Below are 22,439 nucleotides of genomic sequence, written 5' to 3'. Positions count from 1 at the left end.
GGACGATTCCGGATGCGGGCGGTGATCCAGAGGGTAGGCGGCGCCTCCGTGACGGTCGACGGGAAGGCGGTCGGCCGGATCGGCCAGGGGCTGCTGGTGCTCGCCGGGTTCGCTCCCGGGGACGACGGCGCGGCGGTCCGCTGGATGTGCGAGAAGATCGCGCGCCTTCGGATCTTCGAGGACGAAGCGGGGAAGATGAACCGGAGCGTCGACGACATCGGCGGGGGGATCCTGCTCGTTCCCCAGTTCACCCTCTATGGGGATGCCTCGAAGGGGAACCGGCCGAGCTTCACCGGCGCGGCTCCTCCCGACCGTGCGGAGGCGCTCTATGAGGAGACGATCCGCACCCTGCGGGAAATCGTGGGGGTCCCCGTGGAGGCCGGGATCTTCGGCGCGGCAATGCAGGTGGAACTGGTCAACGACGGCCCCGTCACCATCCTCCTCGAGCGGTAGTCGGCTTACGCTTTTTCGAGGTACCGGTTCACCCCGGCGGCGGCCAGCCGGCCGGAGTCGATCGCCCGCACGACGAGCGACGCACCGAGCACGGCGTCCCCCGCGGCGAAGATCCCCGGCGCCGAGGTCATCCGGTCGGCGTCGACCTGAAGGTTCCCGCGCTCGTCGAGGGCCAACCCCATCCCGCGGACCAGCGGCCCGTGCTCGACGTGGACGAACCCCGTGGAGAGCAGGACGAGATCGGCCGCCAGCTCGAACTCCGAGCCGGGGATCTCGCGGAAGGTTTGCCGCCCGCCCTCGTCGGGCTCCGACCAGTCGAGTTTCACGCACCGGAGCTTCTTCACGCCGGAACGGTCGCCGACGAACTCCTTCGTGGAGATGCCCCACAACCGGTCGCACCCCTCCGCCTGGGAGGAGGAGGTCCGCATGATCTGGGGCCAGGTCGGCCACGGATTCGTCGGGGCCCGCTCCTCGGGCGGCTTCGGAAGCAGCTCCAGCTGATGGATGGAGGCCGCCCCCTGGCGCCGGCTGGTCCCCACGCAGTCGGAGCCGGTGTCGCCGCCGCCGATCACCACGACCCGCTTCCCCCGGGCGCTGATCCCGCCGTTGGCCCCCGGGGCCTCTCCGTCCACCCTCCGGTTCTGCTCCGTCAGGAAATCCATGGCGAAGTGGACCCCGGGAAACTCCCGGCCGGAGATCGGGAGATCCCTGGGGACGGTGGCGCCCGCCGTGATCACGACGGCGTCGAACGTCCGGGCCAGGTAGGCCGCGGAGAGGTCGCTCCCGATCGTTACCCCGGCCTCGAAGACGACCCCTTCCGCCCGCATCTGCTCGAGCCGGCGGTCGATCACCCACTTCTCCAGCTTGAAGTCCGGGATGCCGTACCGGAGGAGCCCCCCCATCTTCGGCGCCCGCTCGAAGAGGATGACCTCGTGCCCGGCCCGGGCGGCCTGCTGCGCCGCCGCCAGCCCCGCGGGGCCGGAGCCCACGACGGCGACCTTCTTGCCGGTCCGGAAGGGGGAGGGCTCGGGGACGATCCACCCCTCCCGCCAGCCCATCTCGACGATCTGCAGTTCGATGTGGCGGATCGTGACGGGAGGGGTGTTGATGTCGAGCGTGCAGGCGGTCTCGCACGGCGCCGGGCAGACCCGCCCGGTGATCTCCGGGAGGTTGCAGGTGTCGTGGAGGAAGTCCAGCGCCTTCCGCCACTGCTTCCGGTACACCATTTCGTTCCATTCGGGGATCCGGTTTTTCACCGGGCAGCCGTAGACGTGGCAGTAGGGGATCCCGCAGTCCATGCACCGCGAGGCCTGGATCTCCAGCCGGTCGACCGGAAGCGACGTCTCCACCTCCTGGTAGTCGCGGATCCGCTCCTCGACGGGTCGGTAGGGGGGGGCCTCCCGGGGGTGCTCGAGGAAGCCGGTCGGCTTACCCATGGTAGACCTCCTCGGTCGCGGAGAGGGTGTCCTCGTCCCGGCCCTGCTCCTGTTTCATCCTCTCGAGCACCTTCCGGTAGTCCACCGGCATCACCTTGACGAAGAGGGGGAGCCGGGACTCCCACTCGTCGAGGATCGTCTTCGCGCGGTCGCTGGCGGTGAAACGGTAGTGGTTCTCGATCATCGTCCGGAGCTCCCGCCGGTCCTCCTTCCTCCAGACGGTCTCCACGTCCACCATGTCGAGGTTGCACCGGGTGTCGAACAGCTCCGTCTCGTCGTAGACGTAGGCGATCCCGCCGCTCATCCCCGCGGCGAAGTTGTACCCGGTCTTCCCGAGGACGACGACCACCCCACCGGTCATGTACTCGCACCCGTGGTCGCCCAGACCCTCCAGCACCGTCTTCGCGCCGCTGTTGCGGACCGCGAACCGCTCCCCCGCGGTCCCGTAGAGGTAGAGCTCTCCCCCCGTGGCCCCGTAGAGGACCGTGTTCCCGGCGATCACGTTCTTGCGGGGAAGGAACCCCGAACCCGGAGGAGGGACCACGACGATCCTGCCCCCCGACATCCCCTTGGCGAGGTAGTCGTTCGTGTCGCCCGCGACGCGGATCGTGATCCCCGGCGCGAGGAACGCCCCCAGGCTCTGCCCCGCCGAGCCGGTGAAGTTGATCCGGATCGTGTCCTCGGGGAGCCCCTTCGGTCCGAACCGCCGCACGACCTCGCCGCTCAGCGTCGCCCCCACCGACCGGTGGACGTTCCGGATCGGCATCTCGATGTAGACCGGCTCCCCCTTGACGAGCGCGGGTTCCGCCTCGCGGAGAAGCTGGGCGTCCAGCGTCCCCTCCACGTCGTGGGGCTGGTGCCGGACGCTGCGCCGGCACACGTCCGGCCCGCCGGAGGGGGGGAGGAGGACCGCGGAGAAATCGAGCCCCTGCGCCTTCCAGTGGTCGACGGTCGGCTCCGCCTCGAGCCTCTCCACCCGGCCCACCATCTCGTCGACCGTCCGGAACCCGAGTGCGGCCATGTACTCCCGCAGCTCCTGCGCGAGGAACCGGAAGAAGTGCACCACATGCTCCGGCTTTCCGGCGAACTTCGCCCGGAGAACGGGGTCCTGGGTGGCCACCCCCACCGGGCAGGTGTTCAGGTGGCATTTCCGCATCATCACGCAGCCGAGAGTGACCAGCACCGTGGTCCCGAACCCGAACTGCTCCGCCCCCATCAGTGCGGCGATGGCCAGGTCGCGCCCCGTCTTGAGCTGCCCGTCCGTCTGGACGACGATCCGGTCCCGGAGCCGGTTGTGGATCAGCGCCTGCTGGGTCTCCGCCAGCCCCAGCTCCCAGGGGAGCCCGGCATGCTTGATCGAGGTGAGCGGGGAGGCCCCCGTTCCCCCGTCGTGCCCGGAGATGAGGACCAGGTCGGCCTTCGCCTTGGCCACGCCGGCGGCGACGGTTCCCACCCCGACCTCGGCGACCAGCTTGACCGACACCTTCACCTTCGGGTTCACCGACTTCAGGTCGTGGATGAGCTGCGCCAGGTCCTCGATCGAGTAGATGTCGTGGTGCGGCGGCGGCGAGATCAGCGTCACCCCGGGGGTGGTATGGCGGACCCGGGCGATCTCCACGCTCACCTTGTGCCCCGGGAGCTGCCCCCCCTCTCCCGGCTTGGCACCCTGGGCCATCTTGATCTGGAGCTCGTCCGCGTGGATCAGGTACTCGGTGGTCACCCCGAACCGGCCGGAGGCGACCTGCTTGATCCGGGAGCGGAGGCTGTCGCTGTTCGGCATCGGGAGGTAGCGGGCCGGGTCCTCTCCTCCCTCGCCGCAGTTGCTGCGCGCGTCGAGCCGGTTCATCGCGATGGCGATCGTTTCGTGGGCCTCCTTGCTGATCGCTCCGAACGACATGCCGGCGGTGACGAACCGGGGGGTGATCTTCTCCACCGGCTCCACCTCGTCGATCGGCACCGGCGTCCCGTTGCGGAACCGGAACAGGGAGCGCAGCGTGGCCCGCTCCCGGGACTGGTCGTCGATGAGCCGGGTGTATTGCCGGAAGGTCTTGTACTCTCCCAGCCGGACCGCCTGCTGGAGCGTGAAGATCGCCTCGGGGCTCCACAGGTGCTTCTCGCCCCCCTCGCGGACCAGGTAGAACCCGCCGATGTCGAGCAGGCGCGGGGGCTTCCTCCCGTTCTCCGGGAACGCGGTCCGGTGCATCTCGCGGGCCTCCCGGGCGACCTCCTCGATCCCGATCCCCCCGATCCGGGAGGCGGTGTGGGTGAAGTAGGCGTCGACGAACCGCATCCCGAGCCCGACCGCCTCGAAGATCTGGGACCCGAAATAGGACCGGAGGGTGGAGATCCCCATCTTGCTCATGATCTTGAGGAGCCCCTTCTTGACCGCCGTGATGTAGTTGTCGACCGCCTCGCCGGGGAGCATGGGGTGGTCCAGCAGCTCATGCTCCGCGAGGGTGCGGATCGTGGAGAAGGCGACGTGCGGGGAGACGGCGTTCGCCCCGTAGCCGACCAGCAGCGCGAAGTGCATCACCTCCCGGGCATCCCCGCACTCGACGATGATCCCCGCGTGGGTGCGCAGCCCCCGCCGCATCAGGTGGTGGTGCAGCCCGGAAACGGCCAGGAGGGAGGGGATGGGAGCCCGCCCGGCGTCCATGTTCCGGTCCGTGAGAATGAGCAGCGTCGCCCCCTCCGCGATTTCGCGCTCGGCCGTCACGAAGAGCCTGCGGAGCGCCTCCTTGAGCCCCTTCCCCCCGCCGTTCGCGGGGAAGAGCATGTCGACGTCCCGGACCTTGATGTCGGGGTGGTCGGCGTTCCGGAGCCGCGCCATGTCCTCGGGGGCCAGGACCGGGTGCGCCAGCTTCAGCATCCGGCAATGCTCCGGCGTCTCGTCGAGGAGGTTCCCCTCCTTCCCCACGTAGGTCTTGAGCGACATCACCAGCTCTTCCCGGTATGGGTCGATCGGGGGGTTGGTGACCTGGGCGAAGAGCTGCTTGAAGTAGGAGTAGAGCAGCCTCGGCCGGTTCGAGAGGACCGCCAGCGCCGTATCGTCCCCCATGGAGCCGACCGGCTCCTGCCCCCGGGAGGCCATCGGGGAGATCACCATCCGGATCTCCTCCTCCGAGTAGCCGAAGGCATGCTGCTTCCGCAGCAGGACCTCGGGCTCCTCGAGGGGGATCTCGGGGGGGAGGAACAGGCCGCGCAGCTCGATCCGGTTGTTGTTCACCCAGTGGCGGTAGGGGCGCTGCCGCGAGGTCCTCGACTTGATCTCGTTGTCCGGGACGATCCGCATCAGGGCCAGGTCGACGAGGAACATCTTCCCCGGCTGGAGCCGCCCCTTCTGGACGACCTCCGCGGGCGGGAAGTCGAGCACCCCGGTCTCGGAGGCCATCACGATCATCCCGTCGCGGGTGACGGTGTACCGCGCGGGACGGAGGCCGTTGCGGTCCAGGGTGGCCCCGATATATTTCCCGTCGCAGAAGGCGAGCGCCGCGGGCCCGTCCCACGGCTCCATGATCGCGGAATGGTACTCGTAGAACGCCCGCTTGTCCTCGCTCATCGGGAACTTGCGGCCGTACGCCTCCGGTACCATCATCATCACGGCGTGGGGGAGGGAGCGTCCGGCCCGGACGAGCAGCTCCAGCGCGTTGTCGAAGATCGCCGAGTCGCTCCCGTCCTCGATCAGGACCGGCTTGATCTTCCCGAGGTCCGCGCCGAACAGGGTGGAGGAGATCACCGCCTCCCGGGCGCGCATCCGGTTGATGTTCCCCCGAAGCGTGTTGATCTCCCCGTTGTGCGCCATCAGGCGGAAGGGCTGGGCGAGGTGCCACGTCGGCAGGGTGTTCGTGCTGTACCTTTGGTGGATCAGGGCGTAGGGGCTCATGAAGTCCCTCTCCCGCAGGTCCGGGAAGAAGAGGGGGAGCTGGGAGCCGGTGAGCAGCCCCTTGTAGACCACGGTCCGTCCCGAGAGGCTCGGCACGGAGAACTGGCTGGCGTCGCAGTCGGTCCAGCCCCGGATCTCCTTCTCCGCGAGGCGCCGGATCATGTAGAGCTTCCGCTCGAAGGCCTCCGGATCCAGCGATCCCCTGAAGAGGAATCCCTGCCAGAAGGCCGGGCAGCTCGATCCCGCGAGGTCCCCGAGGATGCCGGTGTGGACCGGGACCTCCCGCCATCCGATCACGGGGCAATCCTCCTCCCCGGCGATCCGCGCCACCGTCTCCCGGCAGCGGGCCGAGAGGGCGTCGTCCGTCGGGAGGAAGAAGAACCCCCCCGCGTATTCCCCCACCGGGGGGAGGCGGAACCCGACCCCTCCGCACACCCTCCGGAAGAAGGCGTCGGGGGTCTTGAACAGGATCCCGGCGCCGTCCCCCGTGGACTTGTCGCCGCCGATCGCCCCCCGGTGCTCCAGGTTGACCAGCACCTGGATCCCGTTCTCCACGATGGAATGCGCCGGCTCTCCGGAAAGGTGGACCACGAAGCCCACCCCGCAGCTGTCGTGCTCGTAGGCCGGGTCGTACAGCCCCGTCCGGGAAGGGACCCCGGCCGCGTTGACCTTGGGAAACCCCGTATGATTCGGCATCGGTATCCGCCTCGTTCCTGTCGTCGTCATAGTCCTCATTATCCCACGTCCGTCTTTCCGGCACTACGGACCGGGAAATTATAGATACTATGCTTTTCCGGGCGAAAATTCCACCCCAAGATGGCCCTTGAGGCTGTCCGCCTCGCCTCGCGCGCCGCCTTCCCGAATCCACGGGGAGGATGGAGGCATCTTTTCCCTGTAGGGAGAGTTCCGCTTCCACCCTCCAATGAAAAGGAGTCCCTCATGGCGAAACTGCTCCACGTCGAGTCGTCCCCGCGCAAGGAACGGTCGTCGTCCATCCGGGTCGCGAAAGCGTTTCTCGAGGAGTACCGCAAGAGCCACCCCGGCGACACCGTGGAGACTCTGGATCTCTGGAAGACCGACCTCCCCTCCTTCGACGGGCATGTGATCGATTCGAAATATGTGATCCTCCACGGCAAGCAGCATGCCCCGGACCAGAAAAAGGCCTGGGAAGCGGTGGAGCGGGTGATCCGGAGGTTCACGGAGGCGGACAAGTACCTGTTTTCCGTGCCGATGTGGAATTTCGGGATCCCGTACAAGCTCAAGCACTTCTTCGACGTGATCGTCCAGCCGGGGTACACCTTCTCCTTCTCTCCGAAAGAGGGGTACAAGGGGCTGGTGACCGGCAAACCCGCCGCGGTGGTCTACGCGAGGGGAGGGGCCTATCCGCCCGGGTCGGAGGGGGAGGCGCTCGACCTGCAGAAGCGCTACATGGAGCTGATCCTGGGGTTCATCGGGTTTCAGGGGATTCAGTCCGTCGTGGCGGAGCCGACCCTGGGGAAACCCGACCAGGTGGAAAAGCAGGTGGAGGCGGCCCTGCAGAAGGCGAAGGCGGTCGCGGGGAAATTCTAAGGGGAGGTCTCCTTCCCGCCCGGTTATCCTTGGTTTCGCCGTTTCCGTGGAACCTGCTGCTCCCGAATCCGCAGGCGTTTCAGGAGGTCGGGACGAAGCCGCACGCTTTCGCGGCCGCGGGGGATCACATGAAGATGACCCGGTGGGCCACGTTTCTTTCGAACCCCATCTCGTGGGTCACCACCATCATCGTCATCTCCGTCGGCCGGTTGTAGTTCTTCCCGGAGATCTCGGCGGCCTTGAGCAGGTCCTTGGCGCCGATGGCGTAGACGAGCGAGGTGTCCTGGAAGAGGATGATCGTCTGGGTGAGCAGCACGGGAAGCATGTTCCGGAAGGCCTGGGGCAGCACCACCAGCGCCATCATCTGCCAGTAGGTCATCCCGAGGGCGTACCCCGCCATCACCTGCCCCTGGGCCACGCTCTGGATTCCCGCCCGCATGATCTCGCTGTAGTAGGCCGCCTCGAAGGCGGTGAAGGTGATCAGCGCCGACCGCTCGGCGCCGACCGGCTTCCCGATGAGCATCGGGATCACGACGAAGAACCAGAGGAACATCTGCACGAGAAGGGGGATGTTCCGGAACAGCTCCACGTATCCGTTGCATATCCGCACCAGCCACCGGCGGGGCGTCGTGCGGGCGGTTCCGACCATCGACCCGAGGAGAAAGGCGATGACCCACGAGGCGATCGACACCGCCACGGTCCAGCCCAGCCCGGTGATCAGCCACGAGAGGTAGGTCTCATCACCGCTCTTGATCTGCTCGAGGAAGATCCCCCAGTTCCAGTGGTAGTTCATCCGCGCCTCGAGGGGCCGGAGCCGGGGAGGGGGGGGGATCTATCCCCCGCCCCTCCCGGCGCGGCTCGTCTACTTCTTGTTATAGAACTCGGCCGGCGCGTCGCTGGGGTTCTTGATGAGCTCCTTGAGGGTGTCGCTCATCGCGAAGTTCATGCTGATGTTCTTGGGCGGGATCGGGGACATAAACCACTTGGTGTAGAGTTTCTCGAGCTCGCCGCTCTTCATAAGCCCCCGGATCGTGTCGTCGGCGACCTTCTTGAACGCGGGGTCGTCCCTGCGGACCATGATCGCGATCGGCTCGATGTTGAGCACTTCGCCGACCAGCGCATACTCCCCGGGGTTCTTCGAGGTGGCGATCAGCCCCGCGAGCAGGTTGTCGTCCATGACGAAGGCCACCGCCCGGTCGGTCGTAAGGAGCAGGAAGGAGTCGGCGTGGTCCTTGCCGAACACCTCCTTGAAGTTGATGTTCTTCCCCTTCTCGTGGGCCCGCATCAGCTGGACCGAGGTGGTCCCGGAGGTGGTGGCCACCGGCTTGCCGGAACTCCGGCGGTTTCCGCCCGTTTCGGTTCCAGGAGTAGAATAGGCCTAGTATATAGCGAATTCATCCACCGTGGAAATCCATCTTTCCGAACGACGTTCCGGCATGGGAAATCGCGAACATCCTCCCCGCGGGGCCTCCGGGGGGGATCGTTTCAACCGGCTTCGACGGAAAAGAGAGGCTCGGTGATCGACTCGCCCCGGCAGAGGGGGCACCTCGAAGGCTTCTCCATCCGGTCGCGCTTCCGGAAGGAATACCCGCACCGGTTGCACTCCGCGGGAGTGACCTGGAAGCGTCCCCCGGACCGCTCCGCGCTTTTCCGGACATGGGGAAGGTGGGCGCAGACCTCCTTCTCGGGGATGCCGACCTGTGCGGAGATCTGCCTCGCCGTGAGAGAGCGTCCCTGGAGCAGGGAGATCATCCGACGGCGCACCGATTCGCTTCGGTTCTGGGGAACGGGCGCCCCTTCCGTGCGCTGGGTCACCCGTTCATTCTACCGCGACATCGGGTTGAATCCGTGCCCCTCTTACATCGCCGGGAAGAAAGGGTACGATAGGAGGGTCATGTGCGGACGTTTCACCCTCTTCGAGCCGAAGGAGAGCCTCGCGGGGATCTTCGGGGTTTCCGCCGCGCCTCTCCCGGGCCCCCGGTACAACATCGCCCCCTCCCAGCCGGTCGCCGTCGTTCGGCTCTCCCGGACCCCGGGCGAAGGCCGGGAGCTGGCGATGCTGCGGTGGGGCCTTGTCCCCTCCTGGGCGAAGGACCCTTCCATCGGAAGCCGGATGATCAACGCCCGCGCGGAGACGGTCCCGGAAAAGCCGGCCTTCCGGAGCGCCTGGAAGGGCCGCAGGTGCCTCATCCCCGCGAACGGGTTCTACGAATGGCAGCAGCGCAACGGGAGGAAGCAGCCCTGGTACATCCGGATGCGGGACGGGGGGCCGTTCGCGATCGCCGGGCTCTGGGAGCGGTGGGAACCCCCGTCGGGCGATCCGCTGGAGTCCTGCACCCTGATCACGACCGTGCCGAACGAGCTGCTGGCGCCGATCCACGCCCGGATGCCGGCGATCGTCGCCCCGGAGGATTTCGACCTGTGGCTCGCCGCGGCCCCCGGGGAAGGGGAGCGGCTTCGGGCGCTCCTGCGGCCGTATCCAGCCGGGGCGATGGCGGCCGGGCAGGTCGGCCTGTCGGTGAACAACCCCTCGAACGATACCCCCGAGCTCATCGCCCCCCTGCGCTGACCCGGAACCGGAATGGGGTTTGGAACGGGAACCGGTTTCCGGTATCCTGCATCGGATACGGTACATCCGGAAAGAGGCATGAACGGCGCTCCCGGCCGTAGCGGGGAACCGCCGTCAAAAAGGAGAGCGCCGGAATGTCCAGAACCCTCGCAGCCGCCGTCGCGGCGGTTTTCCTGCTGCTGTTGGTCCCCCCCACCGGAGCGGAGGAGGGGAAGGGCCCTCCGCCCGCCCTGGTCGCCGTGTCCGAGGTACGCGAGGGGACGGTTGCTCCGAGCGTGGAGGTCGTGGGAAGCATCGCCTACCGGGAGGTCTCCGACGTCTCCTCCGAGGTGAGCGGGAAGGTGCTGGAGGTGAGGGTCGAGGAGGGGGACCGGGCCCGTGCGGGAGAGATCCTGGTCCGGATCGACACGGAGCTGCTCGACAAGGCGATCGCCTCCACGCGCGCTTCCCACGGGCAGGCGCTGGCCGACCTGGAGAAGGCGAAGCGGGACCTGGCCCGGATGGAGAACCTCTTCCGGCAGGAGTCGATCTCCGAGCAGCTCTACGACGAGAACCGGTTCCGGGTGCAGTCGCTGGAGAAGAAGGCGGAGTCGCTCCAGGCGGATCTGGAGCGGCAGGAGGTCGAGCGGTCGAAGAAGGAGATCCGCGCCCCCTTCGACGGACTGGTCCAGTGGACGCGGGTCGACCGGGGGGAGTGGCTCTCCCCGGGGACGGCGGTGGTGACGCTGGCGCGCGACGATTTCGTGGACGCGGTGGTCGAGGTGCCGGGGGAGACCCTCCGGTTCCTGTCGGCCGGAACGACCCTCGAGGTCCGGGCGGGGGGAAGACGGATGAGCGGGCAGGTCGCCGCGATCGTGCCGCGGGGGGATGTCGCCACCCGCACCTTTCCGGTGAAGATCCGGGTGGAGAACCGGGGCGGCCTGATCGAGGGGATGGAGGCGCGGGTGATTGTTCCCACCAACTCGAGGAGGAAGTCGCTCCTGGTCCCGAGGGACGCGCTGGCCGCCGCGAACGGGAAGACGGTCGTCTTCACGGTGGAGGAGGGGAAGGCGAAGAGCATCCCCGTGCAAGTGAACTCGTACGACGGCAACAGCGCCGCGCTGGAGGGGCCGGGACTGCGCCGCGGGATGCCGGTGATCGTCAAGGGGAACGAGCGGGTGCGGGAAGGGCAGCCGGTGGTCGTCTCGCCGGGAGGGAAGGGGGCTCCGGCCCAGGGAGCTCCCGGGAAATCCGGGACATGATCCGTTCCGCGCGGGGGAACGACTCCGGGAAGGCGCCATGGATGCGGTAAGGTTCGCCATCGAGAGGCCGGTCACCGTCACCGTGGGGGTGATCCTCACGGTCCTGTTCGGGCTGATCGGCCTCTTCCGCCTTCCCTACCAGCTGACCCCCTCGGTGGAGGAGCCCGAGATCACCGTGACGACGCTGTGGACCGGCGCCGCCCCCAACGAGGTCGAGCGGGAGATCATCGACGCGCAGGAGAAGGTGCTCAAGGGGATCCCCGGCCTCGTCGAGATGGAGAGCACCGCCGCGAACAGCCGGGGGACCGTCACCCTCCGCTTCCGCACCGGGACCGACGTCGACGACGCCCTGCTGCGGGTCTCGAACAAGATGAACGAGGTCCCCTCCTATCCGCAGAACGTGGATAAGCCGGTGATCAACGCGACGGGGGCCGCCACCTCCCCCGTCATCTGGATGGTCCTCAAGACGAACGAAGGGAACCCCCGAACGATCGATACCTACCGCACCTTCTTCGAGGAGGATGTCCGGCAGCATCTGGAGAGGATCCCCGGCGTGGCCGACCTCTTCGTGGGGGGTGGGACGGAGAGAGAGCTCCACGTAGAAGTATCCCCGCAGAAGTTGGCCGCCTACGGGCTTGCCCTGCCGGACGTGGTCCGGTCGCTCCAGGCGGCGAACCTGAACGTCTCCGCAGGGAGCGTCGGGGTCGGGCGGCGCGACTACCGGGTCCGCACGATCTCCGAGTTCTCGACCCCGGAGGATGTCGAGAAGGTCGTGCTCCGGTCGACGGGGCAGCGGCGGGTCCTGCTCTCGGACGTGGCCTCCGTGCGGATCGGATACCAGAAGCGGACGGTGGCGATGATCCACAACGGGCTGCCGGGGATCGCGGTCGGCGTGAAGCCGGAGCCCGGGTCGAACATCCTCGAGCTGACCGACACGGTCGAGGCGGTGGTGAAGGAGCTGAACGGGGGGCTCCTGAAAGAGGAGGGGATCCGCTTCGACTGGGCCTACGACCAGCGCCCCTACATCCGGGGGGCGATCGGACTGGTCAAGCAGAACATCGCGATCGGGGGGGCGCTCGCCATTTTGGTGCTGCTGGTCTTCCTGCGCAGCCTTTCCTCCACCGTGATCGTGGCCACCGCGATCCCGATCAGCGTGATCGGGACCTTCATTTTCCTGTGGATCTTCGGCCGGAACCTGAACGTGGTGAGCCTGGCCGGGATCTCCTTCGCGGTGGGGATGCTCGTGGACAGCGCCATCGTGGTCCTGGAGAACATCGACCGGCACCGGAAGATGGGGAAGGATCCGTTCCATGCGTCGTACGACGGGGCGAGGGAGGTCTGGGGGGCGATCCTCGCCTCCTCGGCGACCACGGTCGCGGTCTTCCTCCCCGTGGTCTTCGTGGAGGAGGAGGTGGGGCAGCTCTTCCGGGATATCGCGATCGCGGTCACCGTGGCGATCACCCTGAGCCTCTTCGTCTCCGTGTTTGTCATCCCGATGCTGTCGAACCGGATCTTTCGGCTGCTGGAGGGGAGGAAGCGGCGTAAGGTTCCGCTCGCGGATCGCCTGGGCGGCGTCGGTGACCGGCTGGTCGACCTGGTGGTGGCGGTCCTGGGACTCGTGACGAAGAATCGGACGACCCGCCTGGCGACGATCCTGGGGATGACCGCCCTTTCCGTGGCGACCGCCTGGCTGCTCCTTCCGAAGATGGAGTACCTGCCCCAGGGAAACCGCAACCTGATCATCAACATCCTGGTTCCGCCCCCCGGGCTCTCCTACGAGGAGCGGCAGGAGATCGGCGAGCAGATCTTCGCGGAGGCGAAGCCCTACTTCGGCCAGGGGAAGGACGGGGTCCCGGGGATCCGGAACATGTTCTACGTGGGGTCCGACTTCATCAACCTCTTCGGAGCGAACAGCCACGAGGAGCAGCGGGCCCGGGGGCTGTTGCCGCTGTTTACCCGCATCATGCACGGGATCCCCGGCATGTTCGGGGTGAGCATCCAGGCCGGGATCTTCCAGACGCGCCTGGGACGGGGCCGGACGATCGACGTGGACATCAGCGGGAACGAGATGGACCGGGTGGTCCGGTCGGCCGGGATCGCCTTCGGGACGATCCGGAAGGAGATACCGGGAGCGCAGGTCCGGCCGGTCCCCTCCCTCGAGCTGACCTATCCCGAGGTCCGCTTCCACCCGAACCGGGACCGGCTCCGCGCCTCCGGGATGACGGAGGCCGACTTCGGGAGCTCGCTCGACATCCTGCTCGACGGCCGGAAGGTGGGGGACTACAAGCCGGAGGGGGAGAAGGCGATCGACCTCGTCGTGACGACCGCCGACGAGGCGATCGACACGCCGGAGAAACTCTACAAGGCGCTCGTGGCGACCCCCGCGGGGAAGGCGGTGCCGGTCTCCTCCCTGGCAAGACTCGAGCGCACGGCCGGGATCACCGAGATCCGCCACCTCGAGCGGAAGCGGACGGTCACCCTCGAGGTGACTCCGCCCGAGGCGATCCCGCTGGAGAGCGCCATGGATACGATCCGGGAGAAGGTCCTCGCGCCGCTGGCGCAGGCGGGGATGCTCGCCGGAACCTCCTGGGGGATCAGCGGGGCGGCGGACAAGCTGACCAAGGCGAGGCGGACGCTGCAGTACGATTTCCTCCTGGCGCTGTTGATCACCTACCTGCTCATGTCGGCCCTCTTCGAGAATTTCCTCTACCCGTTCATCATCCTGTTCACCGTACCGCTGGCCGCCGCCGGCGGATTCATCGGGCTGGCGCTGGTGAACCGGTTCATCGCCCCCCAGCCGCTCGACATCCTGACGATGCTCGGGTTCGTGATCCTGATCGGCGTCGTGGTGAACAACGCGATCCTGATAGTCCACCAGGCGCTGAACTATATCCGGATCGAGGGGATGGGATACCGGGAGGCGGTGCTGGAATCCACGAAGACCCGGATCCGGCCGATCTACATGACCGCCTTCACCAGCATCTTCGGGATGCTTCCCCTCGTGGTGGCGCCGGGTCCCGGCTCCGAGCTCTACCGGGGACTGGGAAGCGTGGTGCTCGGGGGGCTGGCGCTGTCGACCTTCTTCACCCTGTTCGTCATCCCGTCCCTTCTTCTCTTCCTCGTCCGGATGGAGACGCCCGGGACGAAGAGGGAAACGGACATGGAGTCCCCGGCGTGAGGAGGACCGGATGAGGCGATTCTTCGGCGTGCTGCTCTGTATCCTGCTCTTCCCGGCGGCGCGGGGGGGCGCGCTCACGATGGAGGAGGCGGTCTCCCTGGCCCTGGCGAACCACCCCAGGATCCAGGACTTCCGGCAGCGGACCGAGGCGCAGGAGCGGCGGGTCGACTCCGGGAAGGCCCCCTTCTGGCCGGAGATCGAGGCTGCCTACGCCTACCAGAGAAGGGAGAACGTATTCAGCTTCTTCCAGACGCGGGACTCCTCCACCTTTACCGCGGAGGCGAGCTACAACCTATTCCGCGGCTTCTCGGACCAGAATACGCTCGGCGCCGCCCGGTCGACCCTTGCCGCCTCCCGCTTCGAGCAGAAAGCGGCGGAGGCCGACGTCGTCCTGGAGGCGAGGAAGGCCTATATCTTTCTGCTGGAGGCGGGGAAAAACATCGAGACGGCGAAGGAGTCGGTGACTCTTCTGGAGCGGCAGCGGCGGGACGCCGAAGCGTTCTACAAGGGCGGAGTCACCGCGAAAAACGAGTTCCTCAAGGTCGAGGTGGAGCTTGCCTCCGCCCGCCAGGAGCTTCTGAGGGTCGAAAGCGCGCGTTCGGTGGCGCGCAAGGCGCTGGAGCGGGCGGTGGGGGTTCCGCTGCCGGGCGATGCGGATCCGACGGAGGTCGGGGAAGCGGAAGCGGCGGCGCTCGGCGAGGCGGCGCTGGAGGCGGAGATGCTGGAACGCCGCAGCGAGATCCGGTTCCTCGAATCGCAGCGGGCGGCGCGGGAATTCACCCGGAAGTCGATCCGCGGCGGGTACCTCCCCTCGGTCGACCTCTCGGTCGCCTATAGCCGGTTCGGGGAAACCTTCGCCTTCGAGGGGGTTCCCGACCCGCTGTTCGATTCGGACACGGTCGGGAAGGTGGAGGCGAAGTGGACCCTGTTCGACGGGTTCCGGAAACGGCAGGACATCCTCGCGGAGGAGGCGGAGATCCGGGCGCTGACGGAGCGGATCCGCGACACCCGGGAGGCGCTTTCCCTCCAGCTTTCCACGGCCGTGGAGGAGTACCGGGTCTCGGCCGGGAAGATTGCGCTGGCGAGGAAGGCGGTCGAGCAGGCGGAGGAGAACTACCGGATCACCGAAAACCAGTTCCGGGAGCGGGTGGCGACCGCGGCCGATCTGCTCGACGCGCGGGTCTTTCTGACCCGGGCGCGTAATGACTTCAACAACGCCCGATACGGCCTGGCCCGTGCCGTGGCCGTTCTCGACCGGGTGGTCGAGCGCCCCCCGGCTCTCCGGTAGCAGGAGGTGATTCCACCCTCTCCGCGCCGGACAATGTTTTCCGAGTCCGCACCAACCCTCTCCGTCCGTTCATCTAACCTCATGAGGGAATGTAGGGTGCGGAGTCGTTCCATGCAACCGGCCGGAATCGCTGGAAGGAGGAACATGGGTCATGTCAAGTCACTCCGATAGATGTTTCGATTTTCTTCAAATAAACGAACGGGAAGGCAAGCCCCGCAGGCGGGGGATCACCGAGATGCGCGGCCCGTACTACGCGCCGGTGGGGAAGCGCTACCTGCTGGACATCCTCGAGACGATGGGCGCCTTCGTCGACATCTTCAAGTTCAGCGGCGGCTCCTTCTCCGTCATGCCGAAAAAGGCGGTCAAGGAGCTGATCGACACCTGCCACGGGCACGACGTCCTGGTCTCCACGGGCGGGTTCATCGAGCGGGTCCTCACCCAGGGTCCGGACGCGGTGGACCGGTACCTCGAGGAGTGCCGGGAGATGCAGTTCGACATCGTGGAGGTGTCCAGCGGCTTCATCTCGGTGCCTCTGGACGATCTGGTGAGCCTCGTGGGGAGGATCCACGATCTCGGGATGAAGGCCAAGCCCGAGGTCGGCATCCAGTTCGGTGCCGGCGGCGCGAGCTCGGTCGAGGAGCTGGAGGCGGAAGGGACCTCGGACCCGTCCCAGGCGATCCGGGCGGCGAATCGCTACCTGGAGGCCGGGGCGCACATAGTCATGATCGAGTCCGAGGGGATCACGGAGAACGTGCGGAAATGGAGGACCGACGTGGTGGCGAAGATCGTGAACGAGCTGGGCCTCGAGAAGGTGATGTTCGAGGCGGCCGACCCGGAGGTCTTCGGCTGGTACGTCAAGAACTTCGGCCCCGACGTGAACCTCTTCGTCGACCACTCGCAGGTGGTTCAGCTGGAGTGCCTGCGGTCGGGGATCTGGGGGACGAAGAGCACCTGGGGGCGGATCGTCACCTACAAGGGGAAACCCCTCAAGGCCGGGGAGGCGCGCCCGAAGCTGGTCGAGCCGTCTCCGAAGATCGCCAAGAGGTGAGCGGCCATGGCGCGGTTCGATCCTCTGGCCAGGGCGATCGGAGCGGAGGAGGTCCTCACGCGCTCGGAGCGGCTGGCGGCCTTTGTCGAGAAGGCCCAGTGGGAGGATCTGTCTCCCGCCGCGCGGGAGGCGCTCAAGGTCCGTGTCCTGGACTCGCTCGGATGCGCGCTGGGGGCGATCGACGGGGAGCCCGTCCGGAGGATCCGGAGGGACGTCGAGGAGTTCGGCGGGAATCCCCTGTGCACCCTGATCGGGGGAGGGCGGACCTCCCCCGACCGGGCGGCGTTCTACAACGGGGCGCTGGTCCGGTACCTGGACTTCAACGACAGCTATCTCGCTCCGGGGGAGACCTGCCACCCCAGCGACAACCTCGGCGCCGTCCTGGCGGCGTCGGAGTACGCGGGGGCGTCGGGGAGGCATTTCCTTACCGCCCTGGCGGTGGCCTACCAGGTGCAGTGCCGTCTGTGCGACGTCGCGCCGGTCAGGGCGCGGGGGTTCGACCACACGACCCAGGGGGCGTTCGCCTCCGCGGCCGGGACGGCGAAGGCCCTGGATCTCGACGCGGCACGGATCGCCTTCGCGGTGGGGATCTCCGGCACCGCGAACATCGCCCTCCGCGTCACCCGCACGGGGGAGTTGTCCCACTGGAAGGGGCTGGCCTACCCGGACACCGCGTTCAACGGCCTTCGGGCGGCCTTCCTGGCGATGCGCGGGGTGACGGGGCCCCGGGAGGTGTTCGAGGGAAACAAGGGGTGGTGCCAGACGGTGGCCGGCGACTTCGAGCTGGACTGGTCGAAGGAGAATCTGGAGCGGATCCTGCGGACCATCCTCAAGGAGTACAACGCGGAGATCCACTCCCAGTCGGCCCTGGAGGGGATGATCGAGATGAGGAAGGAGAGAGGGTTTTCCGGCGCCGACATCGGCCGGATCCGGATCGACATCTTCGACGTGGCCCACCTGATCATCGGGGGGGGCGTGGAGGGGGACAAGACCATCGTACGCACGAAGGAGGAGGCCGACCACAGCCTGCAGTACATGGTTGCCGCGGCGGCCCTGGACGGGCAGGTGATGCCCGCGCAGTACGAACCGGAGCGTATCGAGCGCAGCGACGTCCAGTCGCTTCTCCGCAGGGTGACGGTGGTCCCGGACCCGGAGTACACGAAGCGGTTCCCGGACGAGCATTGCTGCAGGCTCACGGTCACCCTTTCGGACGGCCGTTTCTTCACGAAGGAGAAGACCGACTACGAGGGGTTCCACACCCGCCCGATGTCCTGGGACCGGGTGATCCGGAAATTCCACGGGCTGGCGGAGCGTGCGGCCGGGCAAGCCCGCCGGGACGAGATCGTGGACGCCGTCCGGCGGCTGGACGGGATCGCCGTGAAGGAGCTGACGGCCCTGCTGGGTTGAATCATGGAGAGATTCGGCCCACTCTACATCCCGAAGTCCGCGATGGCGATCTACGCGCACCCCGACGATGCCGAGTTCACCGTGGCGGGAACGATCGCCCGCTGGACGCGGGACGGCTGCGAGGTGACCTTCGTGGCGATCACCAGCGGCAACGCCGGGACCCACGATGCCCGGCTCACCCGCGAGACGCTCGCCCGGACCCGGGAGCGGGAGGCGCAGGCCTCGGCCCGGGTGCTGGGCGTATCCCGCGTCGTCTTCCTGGGGCACGACGACTGCGAGCTGGTCCCCACCCTCGAGCTTCGGAGGGAGCTGGTCCGCGAGATCCGTCGGCATCACCCGGAGGTGGTGATGTGCGGCGATCCGCAGGCGCTCTTCTTCGAGAACCGGTACATCAACCATCCCGACCACCGGGCGGCGGGGCAGGCGGCGCTCGACGCCGCCTTCCCCTGTGCCGAGATGGAGCTGCTCTGGCGGGAGGAGGGGGAACCCCACGTAGTCCGCGCCGTCTACGTCAGCTCGACCCAGACGCCGAACACCGTGATCGACATCACCGATACGATCGACCTCAAGATCGCCGCGCTGCGGGAGCACAAAAGCCAGCTCGGGGAACGGGACCCCACCGAGATGATCCGGGAGTGGGGAGTGCGCGAGGCGGCGAGGATGCAGGGCGACTCCCTGGGGAGCGAGGGATTCGCGGGCAATCCGGGCCATTCCCCGCGATACGCCGAATCCTTCAGGGTGATGGTCCTCAAGCCGGCGCCGCCGCGGGAATGACCGCGCGGCCGGCTTCCGGCGGGGGGCGATCTCTTTCGCCGGTTACGGTCCGCCGTCAGGCCCGGCCCGTCCCCGAGTCGAACAGCCAGGCGATCGCGTGCCGCCGGCTGGCCAGGAACCGGTAGGCGATCCCGGAAAGGAGCCGGGATCCAGGCAATCGGAGACAGACCGCCGCCCACCGGTAGCCGGGAATCCGGTCGAACACCGCGGGAGCGGCCCGCTCGCCCGCAAGAACCGCTCCGCCGGGGAGGACCAGGTGCGCCGCCCGCTTGCAGGCGGCCAGGTCGAGGAAGGGAAAGCGTTGCGCCAGTTTCCCGGAGTGGAGGGAGAGATATTCGAAACTCTCCGGCAGCGCCCGCGCCCGGATCCACTCGACCGCCTTCCGGCAGACGGAGCATTCCCCGTCGTAGATCAGGACCGCCGGGCCGGTCAGCGGGGCCATGAAGTCCGTTCCATCACGGGATTATCGCCATCGTGATCCGAAGAAATCCTCCCCTTCCCACTCCAGGCTGTCGACCCGCATCTCCGAGAGGATCTCGAACTCCCCGTCGAACTCGAAGACGACGTAGGTCCGGTCCTCCTTGTCGATGAACCGGATCCAGTGGCGGTCCTCGCCCAGCGTCCCGCCGTCGAGCGTCATGATCTCGGGGACATCCATCATCCAGCGGGAGAGCACCTCCCGGAGGCGGTAGCGGACCCCCCGGACGTCGATCGTCCTCGCTCCGGTTTCGACCGCCCCGTACCGGAGCTCCATCCCTGCCCGGCCGCTTCCGCCGTAGTCCATGCTTCATTATACGCGGGGCGGTTGTCGTATACTGGTCCCGGGAGGAGATCGATGGGCGCGGAAACGGGAATTCCGGGAACCGGCCTTCCGGGGCTGGACCGTGTGATCCAGCGGGTGGAGCCCGGCGACAACATCGTCTGGCAGATCGACTCGATCGAGGACTACGCCGCGGTCGTCGGGCCGTTCGCCGCGAGCGCCCTCTCCGCCGGCCGGAAGCTGGTCTATTTCCGGTTCGCCCGGCATCCGGAGCTTCTCCCCCCCGACTGCGGCGCGCAGGTCCACGTCCTCTCCCCCGACATCGGGTTCGAGACCTTCACCGCGCGGATCCACCAGGAGATCGAGGCGGCCGGCCGCGGCGCCTACTACGTGTTCGACTGCCTGTCGGACCTGGCCGCCGACTGGTACAGCGACATGATGCTGGGCAATTTCTTCATGGTGACCTGCCCGTACCTCTACGAGCTGGAGACGGTGACCTATTTCGGCCTCCTGCGCGGCCACTCCCTGGAGGCGGTCTCCGCCATCCGGGACACGACGCAGCTGCTGATCAACATCTTCCGGGACGGGGAGCGGATCCTCGTCCATCCCCTCAAGGTCGACGGGAGGCACTCCCCCACGATGTACCTCCCCCACGTCTGGGAGGACGGGAATTTCCGCCCCGTGACGGAAAGCTCGGTCCTGTCCGACATCCTCTCCGGGGAGAGGCTCCACCGGGACGAGGGCGTTTCCCGGAGGCTCGACCTCTGGGACCGGATGTTCCTGCGGGCGAGGACGGCCCTGGACGACGTAAAAAACGGGATCCTCCCCCCGGAGGAGGCGGAAACGCTGAAGGGGAGGCTCCTGCGGATGATGGTGTCCCGAGACGAGCAGATCATCTCCCTCGCCTCCCGGTACTTCGACCTGTCCGATCTGATCGCCATCCGGAAGCGGATGGTCGGGACCGGGTTGATCGGGGGGAAATCGGTCGGGATGCTGCTGGCCCGGGCCATCCTCTCCCGGAACGATCCGGCGTGGAAGGAGAAGCTCGAGAGGCACGACTCGTTCTACATCGGCTCGGACGTCTTCTACACCTACCTCGTCCGGAACGGCTGCTGGAAGATCCGCCGCGGCCAGCGGAACGCCGCCACCTTCCTCGACGGGATCGGGGAGGCGCGGGAGCAGTTCCTGTCGGGGGCTTTCCCGCCGTTCATCCGGGAGCAGTTCACCACGATGCTCGAGTATTTCGGGCAGTCCCCGATCATCGTCCGGTCGAGCAGCCTGCTCGAGGACGGGTTCGGAAACGCGTTCACGGGGAAATACGACAGCGTCTTCTGCCCGAACCAGGGATCGCCGGAAGAGCGGAAGGCGGCCTTCCTGTCGGCCGTCCGGAACGTCTACGCCAGCACCATGAGCCGGGAGGCGCTGCTCTACCGGGCCCACCGGGGATTGCTCGACCGGGACGAGCAGATGGGGATCCTGGTGCAGCGGGTGTCGGGGGCGGTCCACGGCACCCTCTTCTATCCGCAGATCGCCGGAGTGGCGCTCTCCTACAACCCGTACGCCTGGAGCGAGTACATCGATCCGAAGGCCGGTGTCGTCCGGCTGGTCTTCGGGCTGGGGACTCGGGCGGTCAACCGTAGCGACGACGACTACACGCGGGTGGTCGCCCTGAACGCCCCGCTGCGCAGGCCGGAGGCGAACGTGGACGAGGTGATCGAGTATGCCCAGAAGCGGGTCGACGTCATCGACATCGGCGCAAACCGGCTCGACTCGATGCATTGCGACAAGGTGCTGTCGGCGGACCCCGCCCTCCCGGTCGGGATGTTCGCCTCCCGGAGGCGCCCGACCGGAGACCACCCGGGGAGAGGGGAGACGACCCCCGCCTCTCCCTGGTTCCTGACGTTCGAGCGGCTCCTGTCGGACAGCCCGTTCGTCGACGACATGCAGGAAATGCTCCGGGTCCTGCGGGACGCCTACAACAGCCATGTCGACGTCGAATTCACCGCGAACTACCTGTCGGACGACAGCTTCCGGATCCATCTCGTACAGTGCCGTCCGCTCCAGGTGCGCGAGGGAGGCCGGATCGTCCCCGCCCCGTCGAACCTCTCCCCGGAGGACCTGGTTCTCGAGGCCCGGGGGACGATCGTCGGGCAGAGCTCCTACTCCCCGGTGGACCGGCTGATCTACGTCGTTCCCTCCGCCTACATGAAGCTGCCGATTCCCGACCGCTACGCCGTCGCCCGCCTGATCGGGCGGGTGACGCACGTCCGCGAGGAGGGCGGGGACGAAAAGACGATGATGCTGCTCGGCCCCGGACGCTGGGGGACCAGCACTCCCTCCCTCGGGGTTCCGGTCAGCTTCGCGGAGATCAACCGGATCTCGGTCCTGTGCGAGATCGTCGGGCTGCACGGGGGGATCGTCCCCGACGTGTCGCTGGGGACCCACTTCTTCAACGACCTGGTCGAGGCGAACATGCTTTACCTGGCGGTCTTCCCCGGGAAGAGGGGGAATTTCCTGAACGAGGAGTTCTTCGAGCGGCGGGAGAACCGGCTCGCCGCCCTGCTGCCGGACGAGGCGCACTGGTCCGGCGTCGTCCGCGTCGTCGACGTTCCCGATTCCCCCGGGGGGAGGATCCTCTACCTGCACGCCGATTCTCCGGGGCAGCGGGCGGTCTGCTGCCTCGCCGGCTCCGCCTGAGGGTTTCCCCTAACCCGGCGGCAGGGGGGCCTTCCGGTACCGGGTGGCCCGGCCGGCCCCGGTCCTCTTCACCAGGGAGAGCTCCAGCAGCCGCCCGAGGACCTGCTTGGCGGTGTCCCGCGGGATTCCCAGCTCC

At 67.5% G+C, this 22,439-nt stretch carries 16 protein-coding genes and 1 pseudogene; 10 read left to right on the top strand and 7 right to left on the bottom strand.

The window, feature by feature from the left end; genetic code table 11:
- Nucleotides 1-12 precede the first annotated feature (12 nt).
- A complete protein-coding gene (locus tag A2X88_07080) occupies nucleotides 13-453 on the top strand; it encodes a D-tyrosyl-tRNA(Tyr) deacylase (protein OGP32817.1) in 441 nt (146 codons plus the stop codon).
- 5 nt (nucleotides 454-458) lie between these two features.
- On the opposite strand, the gene gltD is transcribed toward A2X88_07080, so the two are convergent.
- Together gltD and A2X88_07070 are read right to left on the bottom strand one after the other, a co-directional pair.
- On the bottom strand, nucleotides 459-1,889 hold the full coding sequence (gltD, locus tag A2X88_07075) for a glutamate synthase (GenBank protein OGP32816.1): 1,431 nt from the start codon (nucleotides 1,887-1,889) through the stop codon (nucleotides 459-461).
- Nucleotides 1,882-6,468 (bottom strand): glutamate synthase subunit alpha, encoded by a 4,587-nt coding sequence (locus A2X88_07070; GenBank protein ID OGP32815.1) that lies wholly within the window; start codon nucleotides 6,466-6,468, stop codon nucleotides 1,882-1,884. The genes gltD and A2X88_07070 overlap by 8 nt, the downstream gene beginning before the upstream one ends.
- Before the next feature lie 243 nt (nucleotides 6,469-6,711).
- On the opposite strand from A2X88_07070, the gene A2X88_07065 reads away from it, so the two are divergent.
- Nucleotides 6,712-7,341, top strand: coding sequence for an FMN-dependent NADH-azoreductase (locus tag A2X88_07065; protein ID OGP32814.1), 630 nt, complete (start codon nucleotides 6,712-6,714; stop codon nucleotides 7,339-7,341).
- Between the two features lie 124 nt (nucleotides 7,342-7,465).
- Here A2X88_07065 and A2X88_07060 read toward each other — a convergent pair whose 3' ends face one another.
- From A2X88_07060 to A2X88_07050, 3 genes and pseudogenes are all read right to left on the bottom strand, one after another.
- The gene (locus tag A2X88_07060; GenBank protein ID OGP32813.1) at nucleotides 7,466-8,134 is read right to left on the bottom strand and encodes a hypothetical protein; all 669 of its coding nucleotides are present in this window, start codon (nucleotides 8,132-8,134) and stop codon (nucleotides 7,466-7,468) included.
- Nucleotides 8,135-8,203: 69 nt separating this feature from the next.
- A pseudogene (locus A2X88_07055) lies at nucleotides 8,204-8,671 on the bottom strand (ABC transporter substrate-binding protein).
- 155 nt (nucleotides 8,672-8,826) lie between these two features.
- Entirely contained in the window at nucleotides 8,827-9,156 is a 330-nt protein-coding gene (locus A2X88_07050; GenBank protein ID OGP32812.1) for a hypothetical protein, read from the bottom strand.
- A 79-nt stretch (nucleotides 9,157-9,235) separates the two neighbouring features.
- Here A2X88_07050 and A2X88_07045 point away from each other — a divergent pair, with 79 nt between their 5' ends.
- The 7 genes from A2X88_07045 to A2X88_07015 all read left to right on the top strand — a co-directional run bounded on the left by A2X88_07045 (nucleotide 9,236) and on the right by A2X88_07015 (nucleotide 18,846).
- Nucleotides 9,236-9,910: a hypothetical protein gene (locus tag A2X88_07045; GenBank protein ID OGP32831.1), complete on the top strand. Its 675-nt coding sequence runs from the start codon at nucleotides 9,236-9,238 to the stop codon at nucleotides 9,908-9,910.
- Between the two features lie 134 nt (nucleotides 9,911-10,044).
- Nucleotides 10,045-11,151, top strand: coding sequence for a hypothetical protein (locus A2X88_07040; protein ID OGP32811.1), 1,107 nt, complete (start codon nucleotides 10,045-10,047; stop codon nucleotides 11,149-11,151).
- A 37-nt stretch (nucleotides 11,152-11,188) separates the two neighbouring features.
- Nucleotides 11,189-14,329, top strand: a complete 3,141-nt coding sequence (locus tag A2X88_07035) for an acriflavin resistance protein (protein OGP32810.1) — start codon at nucleotides 11,189-11,191, stop codon at nucleotides 14,327-14,329.
- Nucleotides 14,330-14,339: 10 nt separating this feature from the next.
- On the top strand, nucleotides 14,340-15,617 hold the full coding sequence (locus tag A2X88_07030) for a hypothetical protein (GenBank protein ID OGP32809.1): 1,278 nt from the start codon (nucleotides 14,340-14,342) through the stop codon (nucleotides 15,615-15,617).
- 235 nt (nucleotides 15,618-15,852) lie between these two features.
- Complete coding sequence (locus tag A2X88_07025) at nucleotides 15,853-16,665, top strand: phosphosulfolactate synthase (GenBank protein ID OGP32808.1); 813 nt, start codon at nucleotides 15,853-15,855, stop codon at nucleotides 16,663-16,665.
- A 6-nt stretch (nucleotides 16,666-16,671) separates the two neighbouring features.
- The gene (locus A2X88_07020) at nucleotides 16,672-18,072 is read left to right on the top strand and encodes a 2-methylcitrate dehydratase (protein OGP32807.1); all 1,401 of its coding nucleotides are present in this window, start codon (nucleotides 16,672-16,674) and stop codon (nucleotides 18,070-18,072) included.
- 3 nt (nucleotides 18,073-18,075) lie between these two features.
- Entirely contained in the window at nucleotides 18,076-18,846 is a 771-nt protein-coding gene (locus tag A2X88_07015; GenBank protein OGP32806.1) for a hypothetical protein, read from the top strand.
- A gap of 55 nt (nucleotides 18,847-18,901) precedes the next feature.
- Here the strand turns inward: A2X88_07015 and A2X88_07010 are convergent, their stop codons facing one another.
- On the bottom strand, nucleotides 18,902-19,288 hold the full coding sequence (locus A2X88_07010; protein ID OGP32805.1) for a hypothetical protein: 387 nt from the start codon (nucleotides 19,286-19,288) through the stop codon (nucleotides 18,902-18,904).
- 21 nt (nucleotides 19,289-19,309) lie between these two features.
- A complete protein-coding gene (locus A2X88_07005; GenBank protein OGP32804.1) occupies nucleotides 19,310-19,600 on the bottom strand; it encodes a hypothetical protein in 291 nt (96 codons plus the stop codon).
- Nucleotides 19,601-19,681: 81 nt separating this feature from the next.
- On the opposite strand from A2X88_07005, the gene A2X88_07000 reads away from it, so the two are divergent.
- Nucleotides 19,682-22,303, top strand: a complete 2,622-nt coding sequence (locus tag A2X88_07000; protein OGP32803.1) for a pyruvate, phosphate dikinase — start codon at nucleotides 19,682-19,684, stop codon at nucleotides 22,301-22,303.
- Nucleotides 22,304-22,439 lie beyond the last annotated feature (136 nt).

The sequence above is a fragment of the Deltaproteobacteria bacterium GWC2_65_14 genome, assembly GCA_001797615.1.
Taxonomy (GTDB): domain Bacteria; phylum Desulfobacterota; class Deferrimicrobia; order Deferrimicrobiales; family Deferrimicrobiaceae; genus GWC2-65-14.
Note: the sequence above shows the minus strand (reverse complement) of the source record. Positions and strands in the feature narration are given on the sequence as shown.